Origin of the sequence: Leeuwenhoekiella palythoae (genome assembly GCF_020310025.1) — a bacterium.
Taxonomy (GTDB): domain Bacteria; phylum Bacteroidota; class Bacteroidia; order Flavobacteriales; family Flavobacteriaceae; genus Leeuwenhoekiella; species Leeuwenhoekiella palythoae.
The window spans coordinates 3,298,576-3,315,136 of sequence record NZ_CP084318.1; the positions used below are offsets into that span (position 1 = coordinate 3,298,576).

The window sequence follows — 16,561 nt, forward strand, 5'->3', positions numbered from 1 at the left end:
GCATTTAGAAAACTACACAGCTACATCATACTCACGTAGCGCGTCGTTAAGCGACGTCTTTTTATTGGTACTTTCTTTACGTGTACCTATGATCAATGCACAAGGGACATTGTATTCTCCTGCAGCAAATTTCTTAGTATAACTACCTGGGATCACTACAGATCTTGGAGGCACAGCACCTTTCATTTCTTTAGGCTCATCACCGGTAACGTCAATGATCTTAGTAGATGCAGTAAGTACCACATTGGCTCCAAGAACCGCTTCTTTACCCACGCGTACACCTTCAACCACGATACAACGCGATCCTATAAATGCGTTATCTTCGATGATCACAGGAGCTGCCTGTAAAGGTTCTAGCACACCACCAATTCCTACACCACCACTTAGGTGTACATTTTTACCGATTTGTGCACAGCTTCCTACGGTTGCCCAAGTGTCAACCATAGTACCTTCGTCTACATAAGCACCGATGTTTACATAACTAGGCATCATAATCACACCCTTAGAAATAAAAGCTCCGTGACGTGCAACAGCATTAGGAACTACACGAATTCCTTTATCCTGATAGCCTTTCTTAAGGGGCATCTTATCGTGATACTCAAAAATACCAACTTCTAATTTTTCCATTTTTTGAATTGGGAAATACAGCACCACTGCTTTTTTTACCCATTCATTCACCTGCCAGTCGTCACCTTTAGGTTCTGCAACGCGCAGCGTACCGCCGTCTATAAGCTCAATGACTTCGCGTATGGCTTCTTGAGTTACTTTATCTGAAAGTAGCGATCTGTCTTCCCAAGCTGCTTCAATAAGGTTTTTAACTTGTTGCATATTCTAAACTTGTTTTTGTTGATTAGTCCAAATTTTTGCGGCTCCAAATATAGTTTAGGCGTGTGTAAAAAACGAAAATACCATCATTTGTTTTCTTTATTCAGCATTCACAAAACCCAATGGTGAGGTTTTCAAGTTCTAAAGAATACTATGGCCTTTGATACTATATGCATCTAAAATCTTATTTTTGCCAAAATAAATTTTTAAGGCAGGTTCAGGTAACTTTTCGGAAGCCGATTTTGGGTTCTATAAGTTATTTAAGGAACCTCTTGAGTATTGAGCAAAATGGGTCGCATACTGGCAATAGATTTTGGAACCAAACGTACGGGCATCGCAGTGACCGATGAGCTTCAGCTTATTGCTTCCGGTTTAACAACAGTAAACACGACTGACCTGCTTGATTTTCTTAAGAAGTATTTTTCTGAAGAAAACGTCGAACTCATTCTCCTTGGCGAGCCTAAGCGCATGAATAACGAAGCCTCTCACGTGGAGACCGAGATTTTAAAATTTCGCGAAAGCTTAGAAAAAATTACTTCAATTCCAATCAAAAGAGTAGATGAGCGGTTTACCTCAAAGATGGCTGCGCAAACGATGCTTGACAGCGGCTTGAAGAAAAAACAACGAAAAAATAAAGCGCTTCTTGACGAGATCAGCGCAACAATAATACTTCAAACCTATTTGTATCAATAGGCTGAATTTATACTAAACACAAGAACATGATTTTACCTATAGTTGCTTACGGCGATCCGGTTTTACGCAAAAAAGCAGTAGAAATTCCTCAAGATTATCCTGAGCTAAAGGAGCTTGTAGCCAATATGTTTGAAACTATGTATGGCGCCAGTGGCGTGGGGCTAGCTGCTCCGCAAATAGGCAAAGCGATTAGATTATTTGTAGTTGACGCGACACCTTTTGCAGACGACGAAGATCTTTCTGATGAGGAACAAGAGCGTTTAAAAACATTCAAAAAAGCGTTTATTAATCCGCAGATTTTAGAAGAAACCGGTGATGAATGGGCCTTTAGCGAAGGTTGTCTAAGTATTCCCGGGATTAACGAAGATGTGTTTAGATGTCCCAATATCAAGATCAAATATCAGGATGAAGATTTTAACGAGTACGTTGAAGAATTTGATGGTTTGCTTGCGCGCGTGATTCAGCACGAGTATGATCATATTGAAGGAATCTTGTTTACTGATAAATTGAGCAGTCTTAAAAAGCGCATTATTAAAAGTAAACTCGCCGGGATTAGTAAAGGAAAAGTGAATGCAGATTACCGTATGCGATTTCCGGCAGTAAAAAAAGGACGTTAAAAAAGATGTTGCAGGCGGTTTAAATTTTGAAAATTCAAAAAGAGCCTAGATATTTGCCGCCTTTAAAATTAGAATAAACCACTTAAAAATCCGTTTAAGGATAAAATACATACTATGAGTCTAGATAAAATAGTTTCAATTTCAGGAAAACCGGGATTATATCATTTGCGAGCGCAAACGCGTTCTGGTTTTATTGCAGAATCATTAACTGACGGAAAAAAAATACCGGTAGGATTGCGTCATAACGTGAGTGTGCTTTCAGAAATTTCTATTTATACTTTAGATGGCGAGGCACCTCTACGCGATGTTTTTGCTAAAATTGCTGAAAAAGAAAACGGCGAGAAAGCGATTAGCCACAAGGTTGCTAAAGATGAGTTAGAAGCATACTTTTTTGATGTGCTTCCTAATTTTGATGAAGATCGTGTATATGCAAGCGATATGAAAAAAGTGATTCAGTGGTATAATTTGCTACAGGCAAATGATTTACTAGAAACTACTGAAACGCCTGCTGAAACTGCAAAAGCAGACGAAGAAGAATAGTCGCAAATACAACTAAAATATAGAAATCCTTCGGTACTTTTACTGAAGGATTTTTTATTTCAACCTATTGCATCATAAAATTATCGCCTTATGAATGACAGAGCAAGCCAGCTTAAAGCCATAGACAGATTACTAACTATTATGAATGAACTTCGGGAACAGTGTCCCTGGGACCGCAAGCAAACCTTACAAAGTCTTAGGCATCTTACAATCGAAGAAACCTATGAGCTGGGCGATGCGATTCTTGATAATGATCTTGAGGAAGTAAAAAAGGAGCTGGGCGATTTGCTGCTTCACATTGTATTCTACGCCAAAATAGGAAGTGAGACCGAAGATTTTGACATTGCTGATGTCGCTAACGGGATTTGCGAAAAACTCATTTCGCGACATCCTCATATTTATGGCGATGTTGCTGTCGAAGACGAAGAGGATGTCAAGCGCAATTGGGAGAATCTAAAATTGAAGGAAGGTAAAAAGTCAGTTTTAGAAGGTGTCCCGCGTTCTTTGCCGGCTCTTGTAAAAGCAAGCCGAATTCAAGATAAAGTTGCCGGAGTAGGATTTGATTGGGAAGAGCCACAGCAGGTTTTCGAGAAATTGCAGGAAGAGCTCGCAGAGCTGCAAGAAGAGGTAGAAGCCAGAGATCAAGAGAAGATCGAAGCGGAATTTGGTGATGTGATGTTTTCTATGATCAACTACGCGCGGTTTTTAAAAGTAGATGCCGAAAGTGCTCTGGAGCGTACCAATAAGAAGTTTATTAAGCGTTTTCAATACTTAGAACAAAAAGCAAAAGAGAATAATAAAGCATTACGCGATATGACTTTACGTGAGATGGATGTGTTTTGGGAAGAAGCCAAAAAGCTTTAAATCTGTTCAGAATAGTTCGTTTTAGGTGAATTTCTGATCAAATTTGGCGATTTATCGCAATTTTTCGGGGTTTAACCTTATTTCTCTTGGTTTGTACCTTCTAAAGGTTATTTTTGGAACAAACGCCTGATTTTAATAGGTGTTCCATCAGAAATTCCTAAAGTATTTCTAGAATTTCCGATGGAAATCGTTTCAAAAATATAAATCTCGATTATCGAGTAAACCAACTTTATGGATTTTACAAACCCGTTGATTTACGGAGTGCCATGTTTTCTAGGCCTGATCCTCGTGGAGCTTACTTACAGCAAGCATCACGATAACGATGAACTCTATCACTGGAAGGATTTAGGAGCAAGCCTTACGATGGGAATTGGGTCTACTTTAATAGCCCCGTTGATCAAGACTGTTACGGTCATTCTTTTATTCAATTGGGTTTACGATATTTTTAATCCGGTGGTTGATGGTGTACGCACCAATATTTTTGGGTGGGAATCCTTTGGCTATGCCTGGTACGTCTGGATTCTTTGTCAGCTGGCCGATGACTTTTCATATTACTGGTTTCATCGACAAAATCATATGGTTCGCTTTTTTTGGGCAGCCCATATTGTACACCATTCTTCAGAGAATTTCAATTTAGGTACCGCTGTGCGAAACGGCTGGTTTACTATTTTTTACAAACCCTTATTCTATGTATGGATCGTCGCTATAGGCTTTCCGCCAGAAATGCTCGTGGTCTGTCTGGGTATCGAAGCATTATGGCAATTTCAGCTGCATTCACAATATGTACCGAAGCTGGGTATTATTGATAAGATTTTCAATACGCACACAATGCACCAAGTGCACCACGCCCGAAATTTGGAATATATGGACAAAAATCACGGGGGATTCTTGAATATTTTCGATCGTATGTTTGGTACATTTAAAGAACTCGATGAGGAAATAGAGATTGAATATGGAGTGACAAAATCTCCGGACAGCTACAATCCTTTAGTTATATTAACCCACGAGTACAAGGATATTTGGAAGGATATGAAGCGCTCACCAAAGCTGAAACATAAGTTTATGTATGCCTTTGGGCCGCCGGGATGGAGCCACGACGGAAGCACGCTCACCATCAAACAAATGCGTCAAAAATTAAAAGAAGAACGCGTACAGCAACAAAAACAGCGTGAACTAGAACTTGAGGTTGCGGAGTAAACCTAAGATCTCTTGACCACACGCTTAATATCTTCTTTATACTTATCAGCATAAACTACCGCATAATAGCCTACTTGCATTGCGCTTGTGAATAGGAAAAATCTCTTGATTAGTTTTCTTGGTTTCATAACATTAGTTTTCCCAAGGATAATCAATGCTCTTTGTTCGATGGGTTAAAGAATTCTTATTTTTAAGACCTATTCATAAAAATTTACGCTATGCAGCCAGAATTACTTGAAATCGAGCCACGAAAGATCATTGGTAAATGTTTGACGACTACACTTTCATTTGATGATACTGCCGCACTGTGGAAAGACTTTATGAGTAGGCACAAAGAAGTGAAAAATAGAATAGACTCCGGCTTTTACTCGATGCAGGTCTATCCTTTTGGGATGAATTTTGAACGTTTTGATCGGGAAACAGAATTTGAGCGTTGGGCTGCGGTTGAAGTGACCTCTTTTGATCTGGTTCCCGAAGGAATGCAAACCAAAACCATTGCCGGTGGACTTTATGCTGTATTCACCCACGTTGGTCCGGTAAAGAAATTTGTAGAAACTTCTAATTATATTTTTGATACGTGGTTACCGCAATCAGATTATAAACTCGATGATCGAGCACATTTTGAGCGTTTAGGAGCTAAGTACTACGGGCCTGAGCACCCAGAGTCTGAGGAAGAAATTTGGGTACCTATAAGCGCCAAGTCTTAACGATGGTGATAAGGCTCGTTGCGTAATATCGTAAAGCCACGATAGATTTGTTCCGTGATAAAAAGCCGAATCATCTGATGCGAAAAGGTCATTTTTGATAAAGAAACTTTGCCTTGAGCTTTGGCATAAACCGCTTCAGAAAAACCATAAGGCCCACCAATAACAAATACTAACGTTTTGATGCCGCTGTTCATTTTCTTTTGAAGATAATCGGCAAATTTTACGCTGCTTAACTCTTTTCCGTTTTCGTCTAATAGAATAAGTTGGTCTTGAGGCGTGATCTTGTTTAATATAAGTTCGCCTTCTTTTTCTTTTTGCTGTTCTTCCGAAAGGTTTTTAGTTTTCTTGAGATCAGGAATAATTTCGAGCTCAAAATTCACATAATGCTTTAAACGATTGGTGTAAACCGAAATTAGCGACTCAAGATTGCGATCATCGGTTTTGCCTATGCAAAGTAATTTTATATTCATAATTCAAAATTACATCATTTCAATTTTGAGTGTTTTATAAAAGCCTATATCTTCACGATATTTGCACACCGGTGTTGTAAATTAACCGGCTGTAACGAGAACTAAGCACAAATTACTAGACTTTATGATTTCTGAAGCAAAGCTGAATGAAGAAATAGCTGCAATAATAGCCAATGCCATTAGAGAAGATGTTGGTCCCGGAGACTACAGTTCGCTTGCGTGTATTCCGGAAACGGCAACAGGTAAGGCTAAACTTTTAGTTAAAGAAAAAGGCATAATCGCGGGGGTTGCCTTTGCTCAGAAGGTTTTTGCGTACGTAGACGATCAGCTTGAAGTTGAGGTGAAGATTCAGGATGGGGAAGAAGTTAAAGTAGGAGATATTGTACTTTATGTTTCCGGTAGTTCTCAAAGTATTTTAAAAGCTGAGCGCCTTGTTTTAAACGGAATGCAGCGAATGAGTGCTATTGCGACTAAAACCAATGCCTATACCAAGCTCTTAGAAGGAACTAAAGCAAAAATTTTAGACACCAGAAAAACTACACCTGGTTTTAGAGCTTTAGAAAAAATGGCGGTAAAGATTGGTGGTGGTGAAAATCATCGTTTTGCGCTTTACGATATGGTGATGCTCAAAGACAATCATATCGATTTTGCTGGTGGAATTGATCAGGCGATCGAAAAAACAAAAAACTATCTAGCCGGTAATAATTTAGATCTTAAGATTATTGTCGAAGCGCGTGATCTTGACGAAGTGAATGCTATCTTAAAAGCAGGCGGAGTGTATCGCATATTGCTTGATAATTTTAATTATGAAGATACTAAAACTGCTGTAAAGATTATAGGGGATCAATGTTTTACAGAATCTTCAGGTAACATCAACGAAGAAACGCTTGCCGAATATGCAAAATGCGGTGTAGATTATATCTCAAGCGGGGCGCTAACCCATTCGGTCTATAATATGGATTTAAGCTTAAAAGCAGTTTAATGGCTGAAGAGTGGGATGATAAGCTTAAAACTATTCCATTTTTACTCCCGGTAGTGAAGTGGGCCAAAGGAATTATTCTTCCTGGTTTTGAAGGGTTGTCGTTGTACGATTTCTGGGAAATGTATGCGATAGGCATCCTTAAGGGTACTTTTGCTACACGAGCCAGTGCCATTGCTTTCAGCTTTTTTATGGCGCTTTTTCCGTTTTTTTTATTTGTGCTCAACCTTATACCTTATGTTCCCATTAACGGGTTTCAAAGCGACTTTCTATCTTTTATAAATAACTTACTACCGCCGCAAACACAGGAGTTTTTTGATCCGATTCTTTTAGATATTGCAGCGAACCAGCGTGGCGGACTTCTATCATTCACTTTGATTTTCGCTATTTTTTTAATGGCAAACGGCGTCAATGCGATTTTCACGGGGTTTGAGTATAGCTTTCATTCCATTACCAATCGCAGTATTTTTAGGCAATATGCTGTTGCTCTGGGAGTATCTATAATGTTGGCATTGTTGTTGTTATTGGTTGTAATAGCTGTGCTTTATTTGCAGTTTAGCATTACAGAACTCAAAAGGCGCGGCATAGTTAATGAAGATAATTTGTGGATCTCCCAATTAGGAAGTTATATCGCTTTGATCGTTTTGATCTATACTGTAGTGGCAACCTTGTATTATTTTGGAACCAAAGAGGGTAAAGACACGCGGTTTTTATCAATAGGTGCGACCTTGACGACGATCTTGTTTATTGTGACAACCTATTTATTTGGGATTTACATCAATAATTTTGCAACGTATAACCAGTTATACGGTTCTATTGGAGCCTTATTGATTATGATGGTTTACATCTGGCTGAATGCAAATTTATTGTTGCTAGGTTTTGAGCTCAATGCAAGTTTGTACAGGCTAAAACGCAGAAGAGATTATAAAAAAGCGCAATTATCTTCAAATTAATTTCAATAGTGTTGAAAATATCTTATTATTGATATACTTTAATTAAGAATTAAAAATTTATTAACCCCTTAAATAACGAATATGAAAAAGATTAGCGCTTTTTTAATTATGATGCTTGTGTGCACAGCAGGAGTTTTTGCTCAAGATGTAACTGGAAAGTGGAAGACAATTGATGATGAGACTGGTGACGCAAAGTCTATTGTTGAGATTTACAAGCAGGATGGTAAGGTTTATGGTAAAATTGTTGAAATTTTAAACAAAGATCGTCAAGATGCAAAATGTGTAGATTGTCCTGGAGCAGATAAAGGTAAGCCTATTAATGGATTGGTTATTATTAAAGGTCTTGAGAAAGATGGAGACGAGTATAATGATGGTAAGATCCTAGATCCGCAAAGCGGAAAATTATACAAATGCCTTATCGAGCTAGAGAACGCAGATAAATTAAAAGTTCGTGGTTATATTGGTTTTTCACTCATCGGAAGAACCCAATATTGGCACCGAGTAAAATAACAATACTTCCTATTAAAACTAAGGCTGTTTCTAATTTCTGAGACAGCCTTTTTTTTATCTTTACATCCGTGTATTTTGTTGATGTAATCTTACCCATTCCAGTCGAAAATGCGTTTACCTATCGCATTAGTGAGGCCGAATATGCTTTTATAAAACCAGGGATGCGGCTCGCGGTTCCTTTTGGTAAAAGTAAGATTTATACTGCCTTGGCCATTGCTGTGCATCAAGTAGAACCACGCATCTACGAGGCTAAAGAAATTGAGCAAATTCTTGACGAGATTCCTATTGTTAATCTGGCGCAACTGAATTTCTGGAAGTGGATGGCTAACTACTATATGTGCACTTTAGGTGATGTGATGCGCGCGGCACTTCCCGGAGCTTTTTTGTTAGAAAGTGAAACCATTATCAAACGTATTCTGAAGAATGATTTTGAGCCGTATTTAGATGAAATTGATGAGGACGGTCTGACGATACTTAATGCGTTTGAGGGGAGTTCTATTTTGCGCATCAGCGAAGTGATGAATGCCTTGAATAAAAAAAAGGTATTGCCAAGTATCAATAAACTGATTGATTTAGACTTGGTTGCAATTGATCAGGAAATTTATGAGTCATATAAACCAAAACTGGTAAAATATGTGCAGCTTACCTCGATTTACGAGCAGGAAGAAAAAATGCACGAAGCATTAGATGATCTTGGTAGGGCTCCCAAACAGCGCGAATTACTTCTCAATTATTTTACGCAAAAAGCACGGTCACAAAAGCCAATAAAAGCAAAGGAATTACAGAAGCAAAGCGATGCCACGAGCTCGCAATTAAAAGCACTTGTAGATAAAGGAATTTTTGAAATTTATAAAATTCAGCAAGATCGAATTTCTTATTCCGGAAAGGAGCAGGATCAAGTTAAGGCGCTAAATGAAGAGCAGGCACGCGCATTAACTGAAGTGAAAGCGAGCTTCAACAGTCACGATGTTTGCCTGTTGCACGGCGTCACTGCTTCGGGCAAGACAGAGGTTTATGTGAATCTTATAAAAGATTATTTAGCCGAAGGAAAGCAAGTATTGTATTTACTTCCGGAAATTGCATTAACCACCCAGCTGGTAGCACGTCTCAAGGCGTATTTTGGCAATCAACTTTCGGTATATCACAGTAAATATTCCATACACGAGCGCGTCGAAGTATGGAATAATGTCTTGAATAAAGCACCTAAAGCGCAGCTGATCTTAGGAGCGCGCAGTGCGCTTTTTCTACCTTTTGAAAATTTGGGACTTGTGGTTGTTGATGAGGAACATGAAAGCAGTTTTAAGCAGTACGATCCTGCACCTCGTTATCAGGCGAGAGATGCGAGTATTGTATTAGCATATCAGCATGGCGCAAAAGTTCTATTAGGTTCAGCCACACCGGCTTTAGAGACCTTTTACAATGCGAGTATCGGCAAATATGCACTCGTAACGATGAAGAAGCGTTTTGGTAATATTCTCCTTCCCGAAAATACGATCATAGACATTCAGGAAAAGCATCGTAAGAAACGGATGACGGGACATTTTAGTGACGATCTGTTACGCGCCATAACAGATACGCTTGAACTCGGAGAACAAGTCATTTTATTTCAAAACCGAAGAGGGTATTCCCCAATTGTTGAATGCAACACATGTGGCCACGCGCCGCAATGTCCTAATTGTGATGTGAGTTTAACGTATCACCGGCATCGTGGGCAGCTGAGGTGTCATTACTGTGGCTATCATATCGCAATGCCGCAAAAATGTATGGCCTGCGGAAGCGAAGAACTGGATACTAAAGGGTTTGGTACCGAACAGGTTGAAGCTGAACTTAAAGAACTGTATCCTGATCATAATATTGGTAGGATGGATAGTGATACTACTCGGGGTAAACACGGTTTTGAAAAGATAATTACCGCTTTTGAACAGGGCGAATTAGATATTCTTGTAGGAACGCAAATGCTTACAAAAGGCTTGGATTTTAGAAATGTCACCCTTGTAGGAATTCTCAATGCAGACAGTATGCTTAACATTCCTGATTTTAGAACACACGAGCGTAGCTTTCAGTTGATTCAGCAAGTTTCGGGTAGGGCAGGACGTACCGAAAAGAGAGGAAACGTTTTGATTCAAAGCTTTAATCCGCATCATCAGATTTTGCAGCAAGTCTCGATGAATGACTATGAAGCGATGTATAAAGAACAACTTGAAGAACGGCATATTTACAAATATCCGCCGTTTTGCCGACTTATAAAGATCACGTTAAAACATAGAGATTTTCAGAAAATAGAAGAAGCTTCGATGTGGATGGGTCAAGCGCTGAAAAATGTGTTTAAAGATCAGGTTTTAGGACCTGAGCCTCCGCCGGTTTCCCGAATTAGAAATGAATATTATCGAAATATACTCATTAAAATTCCGCGGAAGCAAAGCTTAGAAAAAACTAAAAAAGCGATACTAAAAGTGCGTACGACGTTTTTAAGCATTTCACAGTACCGAAGCGTTAAAATTGTATTGAACGTAGATAACTACTAAAAACAAAAAATCCCGCAAATTTCGGGATTTTTTGTTGGCACCGCCAAAGGGTTGAATACTCTGAGGCTTGCCTCGAAATTGAAAATTTATTTCCAACGAGTGCCGCATAGGCTTGCCCCGTGGAAGTTTACTCGATTTTTCCGTTCTTATTTAGATAGAGCTTCCATAAGTTTTGTTTTCTTATGACGACTCAACGGAATTTTGTCACCTTCGATCTCGATATTTCTGCTATTGTATTTTTCTACCTTATCCATATTGATGATATACGATTTATGAATACGCATAAATCGATCTGCCGGAAGCTGCGCTTCAAAAGCTTTCATTGTAGAAAGAACAATAATAGGTTCATTATAAGTTACAAGTTTTACATAGTCACCTAACGCTTCGATAAATTTTAAATCATTAAGAAATACCTTTTTCTTCTTAAGATTACTCTTTACAAAAATATAATCATCATCCTCAACACTTCCTTCGGTTTTAAGGCGATGTAAATTAATGGCCTTGTGTACCGCATTTAAGAAACGGTCTTTAGTAAGGGGTTTCCTTAAATAATCGATCGCATTGTAATTAAAGGCTTTGTAAGCATATTTGGTTTTTCCGGTAACAAAAATGATTTGTGGTTTGTGAACCAAATCATCAAGAAGGTCAAAACCGGTAAGAATTGGCATTTCAATATCAAGAAAGATAAGGTCAACCTTAGTTTCTAATAAGCCATTCTTAGTTTCGATAGCGTTGTTGTATTGTGCAGCCAATCGTAAGTTGGGATGATCTTTGATCATTTTTACTATAGCTAGGCGTTGTAAACTAGAATCGTCAACAACCGCACAGTCTAAAATTAATTCTTCCAAAGGTAAAGTTTTGAGATAGCGTTAGTTTACCAAAACTACTTACAATAAATGTATTAACCAACTTTTTTGTGTAGTTCATCGATATTTTTTTCAATATTTGAGCAGCTATTTGAAAAATAATGAGTTGATAATCGATTTAATGGAAATCTGTTTTGTTGTGTGAGAAATTAAGGTTACTTTTGCACTCATTTTTTTAATAAACTATTTTTATGAATCATTACGAAACTGTTTTCATCTTGAATCCCGTTTTATCTGATGACCAGGTAAAGGAAACAGTAAAGAAATTTGAAGATTTTCTTGTTTCAAACGGTGCCAAGATGATTTCTAAAGAAGATTGGGGGCTAAAAAAATTAGCTTACGCGATCCAGAACAAAAAGAGTGGTTTTTATCACTTATTTGAATTTACGGTACCAGGAGAGGTTATCGCAAACTTTGAACTTGAGTTTAGACGTGACGAGCGTGTAATGCGTTTCTTAACAGTAAAGCTTGACAAATATGCGATCGAGTGGGCTGAAAAACGTAGAAAAAGAAACAAAGAAAAAGCGTAATTATGGCATCATCTATAGAGCAACAAGCAAAAGCTAAAAAAGATGGGGAAATCAGATATTTAACTCCGTTGAATATTGAGACCTCTAAGACAAAAAAATACTGTCGTTTTAAGCGTTCAGGTATTAAGTATGTAGATTATAAAGATGCAGATTGGTTAGCGTCTTTTGTAAACGAGCAAGGTAAATTGTTACCACGTCGTCTTACCGGTACTTCTTTAAAATACCAGCGTAAGGTAAGTGTGGCTGTTAAACGTGCGCGTCACTTAGCACTTATGCCATACGTAACAGATTTATATAAATAAAAACTAGATAAGAGATGGAAGTTATACTTAAGAAAGACGTCGATAATCTAGGATTTGTTGACGATTTAGTAACTGTTAAGAATGGTTACGGAAGAAATTATTTAATTCCTCAAGGGTATGCAGTGCTTGCAACTCCTTCTGCTAAAAAAGTTTTAGCTGAAAACTTAAAGCAGCGCGCATACAAAGAGAAGAAAATTGTTGATGCTGCTCAGGCACAAGCTGCTAAACTAGAAGGTTTAGAAGTTAAACTTACTGCAAAAGCAGGTGAGGCTGATAAACTTTTTGGTTCTATCACTGACGCAGATCTTTCTGAAGCTTTAGCTAAAGAAGGTGTTGAGATCGACAAAAAATACATCACTATCGCTGGTGGTAACATCAAGCGTTTAGGTCAGTACGAGGCAAGTCTTCGTTTTCACCGTGATGTAGTGAAGAATTTCACTTTTGACGTTGTAGCAGAGGCTTAAGCCTTTCTCAATAAAATTTAAAGCTTCCGTAATTTTGCGGAAGCTTTTTTTATTGGCATCGCCAAGGTTTTAATCCTATTTGGCCTGCCTTGAAACTGAAAAATTCGTTTCTAAATAATACCTTTTCGGGTTTGCCCAGAGGTAGTTTACTTCTAAAAACTCAGATTATGAAGTACATAAGACTTTCAAAAGAGCAATTAGATGAAATGCACCAGGAGTTTATAAACTTTCTGGCGGCACAATCGATCACTGCTGAAGAGTGGGATAGTATCAAGAAAAATCAGCCGGAAACCGCTGAGCAAGAGCTTGATGTATTTAGCGATTTGATCTGGGAAGGTGTTTTGAGCAAGGTGGAATATCTTGAGCACTTTTCACCACAGCACATGTTTTTGTTTAAGGTTGGAGCACTTAAAATAAGTATGATCTCTATCGAAGTTGAAAACAAAAGCATAGATATCACAACGCCTCAGGGTTATAAATGGCTGCAGGATAACTTTATGAAAGATGAAGTGAATCTATACAGCTCTAGTAAACTCTTATCAGACGATCGAAACAACGATATTTTTGTGCTCATTAGACAAGGAGCAAATATCACTAAAGGAGATTTATACCGCTGGTTTGAGAAATTTGTCGAAGTAGAGTAGTTATTCCAGAGATGACCTTAAATGGCATTTTGTAAAAAAACCTGAAGCTAAAACTTCAGGTTTTTTTATGGTTTAAAGTTATTCGTATCTCAAGGATTCAACCGGATCAAGTTTTGCTGCTTTCAATGCAGGGAAAAGTCCGGCGATAACTGCGACGAGAAGAGTTACTGCAGTAGCTGCTAGCATCGCCATCCACGGTGTGGTAAAATTAAAATTAGCCACAGTTGAAATTAAGATTCCTATACCAATACCGAGAATTATACCTAGAATTCCGCCAAATTGACCTATCATAATAGTTTCCATTAAAAACTGACCGGCAATGATTGATTTTTTGGCGCCTAGTGCCTTTCGTACTCCAATTTCACGAGTACGTTCAGTTACCGAAACCAGCATAATATTCATCAGAGCAATAGACGAACCTAAGATCGTGATCAAACTGATGACCCAGGCGGCGAGCGAGAGATATCCGCTGATCTCAGCGATTTGATTCAATAAATCATCGCTTCGGCTGATACCAAAGTTATTTTCTTCCACAGGAGCAAGTTTTCTCAGGTTTCTAAAGGTTATGATCGCTTCATCAAGAGCGCCTTCAAACATTTCTTTATCATCTACTTTTACACTTAAGTCGTAGTTAATATTGGCTTGAGTAAATAGCGATCGTGCTACCTGAATTGGGATGATCACGCGTAAATCCTGATTGTTACCAAAGGTCGAACCTTTTTCTTCCAGAACACCGATGACCTTAAATTTAGCCCCGCGAATACTTATCGTTTGACCTATAGGATTTACATTTTTAAGCAGACCGCTTTTAAAATCACTTCCCAGAACACATACATTATTGTTATTCTTAATGTCAAAAAGTGTAAAGTTTCGGCCTAGATCCAGTTCGAGTCCGGCATTGTCTAAAAAGTTTTCATTAGCTCCTAAAACGGTAACTTCAGGATCTGTATCCAGATTTTCATATTTAACTTCCGCAGAAGTTGTTCCGGTAAAAGAAACCGAAACTTGCGTGAACGGATAGGTGTAGCGGTCTTCAAAAGCACGCACTTCCGTATAGCGTATCACCGGATTTACTTTCTGTTTTTCACCACTACCTTGACTACGCGTAGTACGGTCGTAGCGCTGAATATTAAAAGTATTGGCTCCCATTGAAGAAAAATCACTGCTAATTGTGTTTTCAAGAGCTTTTACGAGACTTAAAATGGCTACAAGGGCAGTAATACCAATTGCTATAATTACTACTGTAAGAATCGTTCTTAGCAATTGGCTGCGAATAGAGTCGTATGCGATACGAATATTTTCTCTAAAGAGTGAGAACATAGATTTACCTGTTTGAACCAATAGGTCTACTATTGTTTAAAATTGTTACTGTTTTATAAAATTAAGCCGTACAAACCCTCAATTTTTAAGATATTTGCAGGCGCTGAAACGCGTTCAGCAAATTAATTTTACAAGCGTATACAATAATACACACAATGGCTCAAAAACCCAGTATCCCTAAAGGAACCCGCGATTTTTCACCTGAAGAAGTTTTAAGACGCAATTATATCATCAATACGTTGCGTACCAATTTTGAGCTTTTTGGATTTCAACCTATTGAAACGCCATCCTTTGAAAATAGCAGTACGCTGATGGGGAAGTATGGTGATGAAGGAGATCGTCTTATTTTTAAGATTTTGAATAGTGGGGATTATTTGAACAAGGTAGATGATGCCGTGTATACAGCAAAGGACAGTACAAAATTAACCGCTGAAATTTCAGAAAAAGCCTTACGCTACGATCTTACCGTGCCTTTTGCGCGTTATGTGGTACAGCATCAAAACGAAATCGAATTTCCATTTAAGCGTTACCAAATTCAACCGGTTTGGCGTGCAGATCGTCCTCAAAAGGGAAGATTCAGAGAGTTTTTTCAGTGTGATGCTGATGCTGTGGGATCTGATTCGCTATTGCAGGAAGTTGCTTTTGTACAGTTGTATGATGCGGTTTTTACCGATTTAGGACTGAAGGGAACGACGGTTAAAATGAATAACCGCAAAATACTTTCGGGTCTTGCGGAAGCGATAGGTGCGGCAGATAAGCTGATCGATTTTACGGTGGCGCTAGATAAACTCGACAAAATAGGTGAGGAGGGCGTTGTCAAAGAGATGTTGGCTAAAGGAATTTCTGAAGAAGCCATTACTCGGGTTAAACCCATTTTTAACGTAAGCGGAAATTTTGCTGAAAAGCTCAATCTGCTAAAAGATTTGCTGGCAGATTCTGAAGTTGGTAAAGAAGGCATCGAAGAGTTGGCGTATATCAATGAGAAGATCGAAGCGCTCGGACTTGCAACAGTAACTCTCGATCTCGATGTAACTTTAGCACGCGGACTCAATTATTACACAGGAGCGATTTTTGAAGTTGCTGCACCCGAAGGTGTAAAAATGGGAAGCATTGGAGGCGGAGGCCGTTATGACGATCTCACCGGAATTTTTGGACTGAAAAATATGAGCGGAGTTGGGATCTCTTTTGGTCTGGATCGTATTTATTTGGTGCTTGAAGAACTTAATCTTTTTCCGGAGCAAGCAGTTAAAGGAACCAAATTATTGTTCATCAACTTTGGAGAAGCAGAATCGTTGTATTGTCTAAAAGCAGTTAAATCCTTGCGCGAAGCGGGAATTACTTCAGAATTATATCCTGATGCTGCTAAGATGAAAAAGCAAATGTCACACGCAGACAAACGCAATATTCAATTTGTGGTTTTAGCAGGAACACAAGAAATGGAAGAAGGGGTTTATACTCTTAAAAATATGAAAACAGGCGATCAGACACGAGTAGATCTCAACGGATTGATCAAAGCGCTTGCTTAAATATAAAGGCTAACCATAAAAAAATCCCG

20 protein-coding genes are annotated in these 16,561 nt (G+C 38.5%); 15 read left to right on the forward strand and 5 right to left on the reverse strand.

What is annotated here, in order from left to right:
- Nucleotides 1-12 precede the first annotated feature (12 nt).
- Nucleotides 13-828, reverse strand: a complete 816-nt coding sequence (locus LDL79_RS14070; protein ID WP_072979540.1) for a 2,3,4,5-tetrahydropyridine-2,6-dicarboxylate N-succinyltransferase — start codon at nt 826-828, stop codon at nt 13-15.
- A gap of 285 nt (nt 829-1,113) precedes the next feature.
- On the opposite strand from LDL79_RS14070, the gene ruvX reads away from it, so the two are divergent.
- The 5 genes from ruvX to LDL79_RS14095 all read left to right on the forward strand — a co-directional run bounded on the left by ruvX (nt 1,114) and on the right by LDL79_RS14095 (nt 4,736).
- Nucleotides 1,114-1,518, forward strand: a complete 405-nt coding sequence (ruvX, locus tag LDL79_RS14075) for a Holliday junction resolvase RuvX (RefSeq protein WP_225598164.1) — start codon at nt 1,114-1,116, stop codon at nt 1,516-1,518.
- Nucleotides 1,519-1,544: 26 nt separating this feature from the next.
- On the forward strand, nt 1,545-2,135 hold the full coding sequence (gene def / locus LDL79_RS14080) for a peptide deformylase (RefSeq protein WP_072979536.1): 591 nt from the start codon (nt 1,545-1,547) through the stop codon (nt 2,133-2,135).
- 114 nt (nt 2,136-2,249) lie between these two features.
- The gene (locus tag LDL79_RS14085; RefSeq protein ID WP_225598165.1) at nt 2,250-2,675 is read left to right on the forward strand and encodes a DUF5606 family protein; all 426 of its coding nucleotides are present in this window, start codon (nt 2,250-2,252) and stop codon (nt 2,673-2,675) included.
- Nucleotides 2,676-2,765: 90 nt separating this feature from the next.
- Nucleotides 2,766-3,539 (forward strand): nucleoside triphosphate pyrophosphohydrolase, encoded by a 774-nt coding sequence (gene mazG, locus LDL79_RS14090; protein ID WP_225598166.1) that lies wholly within the window; start codon nt 2,766-2,768, stop codon nt 3,537-3,539.
- Between the two features lie 231 nt (nt 3,540-3,770).
- Nucleotides 3,771-4,736, forward strand: coding sequence for a sterol desaturase family protein (locus LDL79_RS14095; RefSeq protein WP_167597368.1), 966 nt, complete (start codon nt 3,771-3,773; stop codon nt 4,734-4,736).
- A 2-nt stretch (nt 4,737-4,738) separates the two neighbouring features.
- On the opposite strand, the gene LDL79_RS17225 is transcribed toward LDL79_RS14095, so the two are convergent.
- Nucleotides 4,739-4,864: a hypothetical protein gene (locus LDL79_RS17225; RefSeq protein ID WP_262903803.1), complete on the reverse strand. Its 126-nt coding sequence runs from the start codon at nt 4,862-4,864 to the stop codon at nt 4,739-4,741.
- A gap of 90 nt (nt 4,865-4,954) precedes the next feature.
- On the opposite strand from LDL79_RS17225, the gene LDL79_RS14100 reads away from it, so the two are divergent.
- Nucleotides 4,955-5,443: a GyrI-like domain-containing protein gene (locus LDL79_RS14100; protein WP_225598167.1), complete on the forward strand. Its 489-nt coding sequence runs from the start codon at nt 4,955-4,957 to the stop codon at nt 5,441-5,443.
- Here LDL79_RS14100 and rlmH read toward each other — a convergent pair.
- Nucleotides 5,440-5,913 carry a 23S rRNA (pseudouridine(1915)-N(3))-methyltransferase RlmH gene (gene rlmH / locus LDL79_RS14105; RefSeq protein WP_167597366.1) on the reverse strand — a complete coding sequence of 158 codons (474 nt, stop codon included), beginning with the start codon at nt 5,911-5,913 and terminating at the stop codon, nt 5,440-5,442. The two genes, LDL79_RS14100 and rlmH, sit on opposite strands and share 4 nt — an antisense overlap.
- Before the next feature lie 124 nt (nt 5,914-6,037).
- Between rlmH and nadC the strand changes: the two genes are divergently transcribed.
- The 4 genes from nadC to priA all read left to right on the forward strand — a co-directional run bounded on the left by nadC (nt 6,038) and on the right by priA (nt 10,880).
- Nucleotides 6,038-6,895 carry a carboxylating nicotinate-nucleotide diphosphorylase gene (nadC, locus tag LDL79_RS14110; RefSeq protein ID WP_225598168.1) on the forward strand — a complete coding sequence of 286 codons (858 nt, stop codon included), beginning with the start codon at nt 6,038-6,040 and terminating at the stop codon, nt 6,893-6,895.
- Complete coding sequence (locus tag LDL79_RS14115; RefSeq protein ID WP_072979522.1) at nt 6,895-7,845, forward strand: YihY/virulence factor BrkB family protein; 951 nt, start codon at nt 6,895-6,897, stop codon at nt 7,843-7,845. The genes nadC and LDL79_RS14115 overlap by 1 nt, the downstream gene beginning before the upstream one ends.
- A gap of 81 nt (nt 7,846-7,926) precedes the next feature.
- On the forward strand, nt 7,927-8,355 hold the full coding sequence (locus LDL79_RS14120; RefSeq protein ID WP_175546492.1) for a DUF2147 domain-containing protein: 429 nt from the start codon (nt 7,927-7,929) through the stop codon (nt 8,353-8,355).
- Nucleotides 8,356-8,423: 68 nt separating this feature from the next.
- A complete protein-coding gene (priA, locus tag LDL79_RS14125; protein ID WP_225598169.1) occupies nt 8,424-10,880 on the forward strand; it encodes a replication restart helicase PriA in 2,457 nt (818 codons plus the stop codon).
- Between the two features lie 146 nt (nt 10,881-11,026).
- Here the strand turns inward: priA and LDL79_RS14130 are convergent, their stop codons facing one another.
- Nucleotides 11,027-11,728 carry a LytR/AlgR family response regulator transcription factor gene (locus tag LDL79_RS14130; RefSeq protein ID WP_072979516.1) on the reverse strand — a complete coding sequence of 234 codons (702 nt, stop codon included), beginning with the start codon at nt 11,726-11,728 and terminating at the stop codon, nt 11,027-11,029.
- 209 nt (nt 11,729-11,937) lie between these two features.
- On the opposite strand from LDL79_RS14130, the gene rpsF reads away from it, so the two are divergent.
- From rpsF to LDL79_RS14150, 4 genes are all read left to right on the forward strand, one after another.
- Nucleotides 11,938-12,276, forward strand: coding sequence for a 30S ribosomal protein S6 (gene rpsF / locus LDL79_RS14135; RefSeq protein WP_009780628.1), 339 nt, complete (start codon nt 11,938-11,940; stop codon nt 12,274-12,276).
- Nucleotides 12,277-12,278: 2 nt separating this feature from the next.
- Nucleotides 12,279-12,578: a 30S ribosomal protein S18 gene (rpsR, locus tag LDL79_RS14140; protein ID WP_009780627.1), complete on the forward strand. Its 300-nt coding sequence runs from the start codon at nt 12,279-12,281 to the stop codon at nt 12,576-12,578.
- A gap of 14 nt (nt 12,579-12,592) precedes the next feature.
- The gene (gene rplI, locus LDL79_RS14145) at nt 12,593-13,042 is read left to right on the forward strand and encodes a 50S ribosomal protein L9 (RefSeq protein WP_072979514.1); all 450 of its coding nucleotides are present in this window, start codon (nt 12,593-12,595) and stop codon (nt 13,040-13,042) included.
- A gap of 167 nt (nt 13,043-13,209) precedes the next feature.
- Nucleotides 13,210-13,686 (forward strand): DUF6495 family protein, encoded by a 477-nt coding sequence (locus tag LDL79_RS14150; protein ID WP_225598170.1) that lies wholly within the window; start codon nt 13,210-13,212, stop codon nt 13,684-13,686.
- A 78-nt stretch (nt 13,687-13,764) separates the two neighbouring features.
- Here the strand turns inward: LDL79_RS14150 and LDL79_RS14155 are convergent, their stop codons facing one another.
- The gene (locus LDL79_RS14155; protein WP_225598171.1) at nt 13,765-15,006 is read right to left on the reverse strand and encodes an ABC transporter permease; all 1,242 of its coding nucleotides are present in this window, start codon (nt 15,004-15,006) and stop codon (nt 13,765-13,767) included.
- Nucleotides 15,007-15,161: 155 nt separating this feature from the next.
- On the opposite strand from LDL79_RS14155, the gene hisS reads away from it, so the two are divergent.
- On the forward strand, nt 15,162-16,532 hold the full coding sequence (gene hisS / locus LDL79_RS14160; RefSeq protein ID WP_225598172.1) for a histidine--tRNA ligase: 1,371 nt from the start codon (nt 15,162-15,164) through the stop codon (nt 16,530-16,532).
- Nucleotides 16,533-16,561 lie beyond the last annotated feature (29 nt).

Excerpts from the sequence above, each read along its gene's own strand:
- rplI (WP_072979514.1), top strand. The coding sequence starts at position 12,593 with ATGGAAGTTATACTTAAGAAAGACGTCGATAATCTAGGATTTGTTGAC.
- LDL79_RS14070 (WP_072979540.1), bottom strand. The coding sequence starts at position 828 with ATGCAACAAGTTAAAAACCTTATTGAAGCAGCTTGGGAAGACAGATCG.
- LDL79_RS14150 (WP_225598170.1), top strand. The coding sequence starts at position 13,210 with ATGAAGTACATAAGACTTTCAAAAGAGCAATTAGATGAAATGCACCAG.
- LDL79_RS17225 (WP_262903803.1), bottom strand. The coding sequence starts at position 4,864 with ATGAAACCAAGAAAACTAATCAAGAGATTTTTCCTATTCACAAGCGCA.
- LDL79_RS14115 (WP_072979522.1), top strand. The coding sequence starts at position 6,895 with ATGGCTGAAGAGTGGGATGATAAGCTTAAAACTATTCCATTTTTACTC.
- LDL79_RS14100 (WP_225598167.1), top strand. The coding sequence starts at position 4,955 with ATGCAGCCAGAATTACTTGAAATCGAGCCACGAAAGATCATTGGTAAA.
- nadC (WP_225598168.1), top strand. The coding sequence starts at position 6,038 with ATGATTTCTGAAGCAAAGCTGAATGAAGAAATAGCTGCAATAATAGCC.
- LDL79_RS14155 (WP_225598171.1), bottom strand. The coding sequence starts at position 15,006 with ATGTTCTCACTCTTTAGAGAAAATATTCGTATCGCATACGACTCTATT.
- rpsR (WP_009780627.1), top strand. The coding sequence starts at position 12,279 with ATGGCATCATCTATAGAGCAACAAGCAAAAGCTAAAAAAGATGGGGAA.
- LDL79_RS14120 (WP_175546492.1), top strand. The coding sequence starts at position 7,927 with ATGAAAAAGATTAGCGCTTTTTTAATTATGATGCTTGTGTGCACAGCA.
- rpsF (WP_009780628.1), top strand. The coding sequence starts at position 11,938 with ATGAATCATTACGAAACTGTTTTCATCTTGAATCCCGTTTTATCTGAT.
- hisS (WP_225598172.1), top strand. The coding sequence starts at position 15,162 with ATGGCTCAAAAACCCAGTATCCCTAAAGGAACCCGCGATTTTTCACCT.
- LDL79_RS14085 (WP_225598165.1), top strand. The coding sequence starts at position 2,250 with ATGAGTCTAGATAAAATAGTTTCAATTTCAGGAAAACCGGGATTATAT.
- def (WP_072979536.1), top strand. The coding sequence starts at position 1,545 with ATGATTTTACCTATAGTTGCTTACGGCGATCCGGTTTTACGCAAAAAA.
- rlmH (WP_167597366.1), bottom strand. The coding sequence starts at position 5,913 with ATGAATATAAAATTACTTTGCATAGGCAAAACCGATGATCGCAATCTT.
- mazG (WP_225598166.1), top strand. The coding sequence starts at position 2,766 with ATGAATGACAGAGCAAGCCAGCTTAAAGCCATAGACAGATTACTAACT.
- LDL79_RS14095 (WP_167597368.1), top strand. The coding sequence starts at position 3,771 with ATGGATTTTACAAACCCGTTGATTTACGGAGTGCCATGTTTTCTAGGC.
- ruvX (WP_225598164.1), top strand. The coding sequence starts at position 1,114 with ATGGGTCGCATACTGGCAATAGATTTTGGAACCAAACGTACGGGCATC.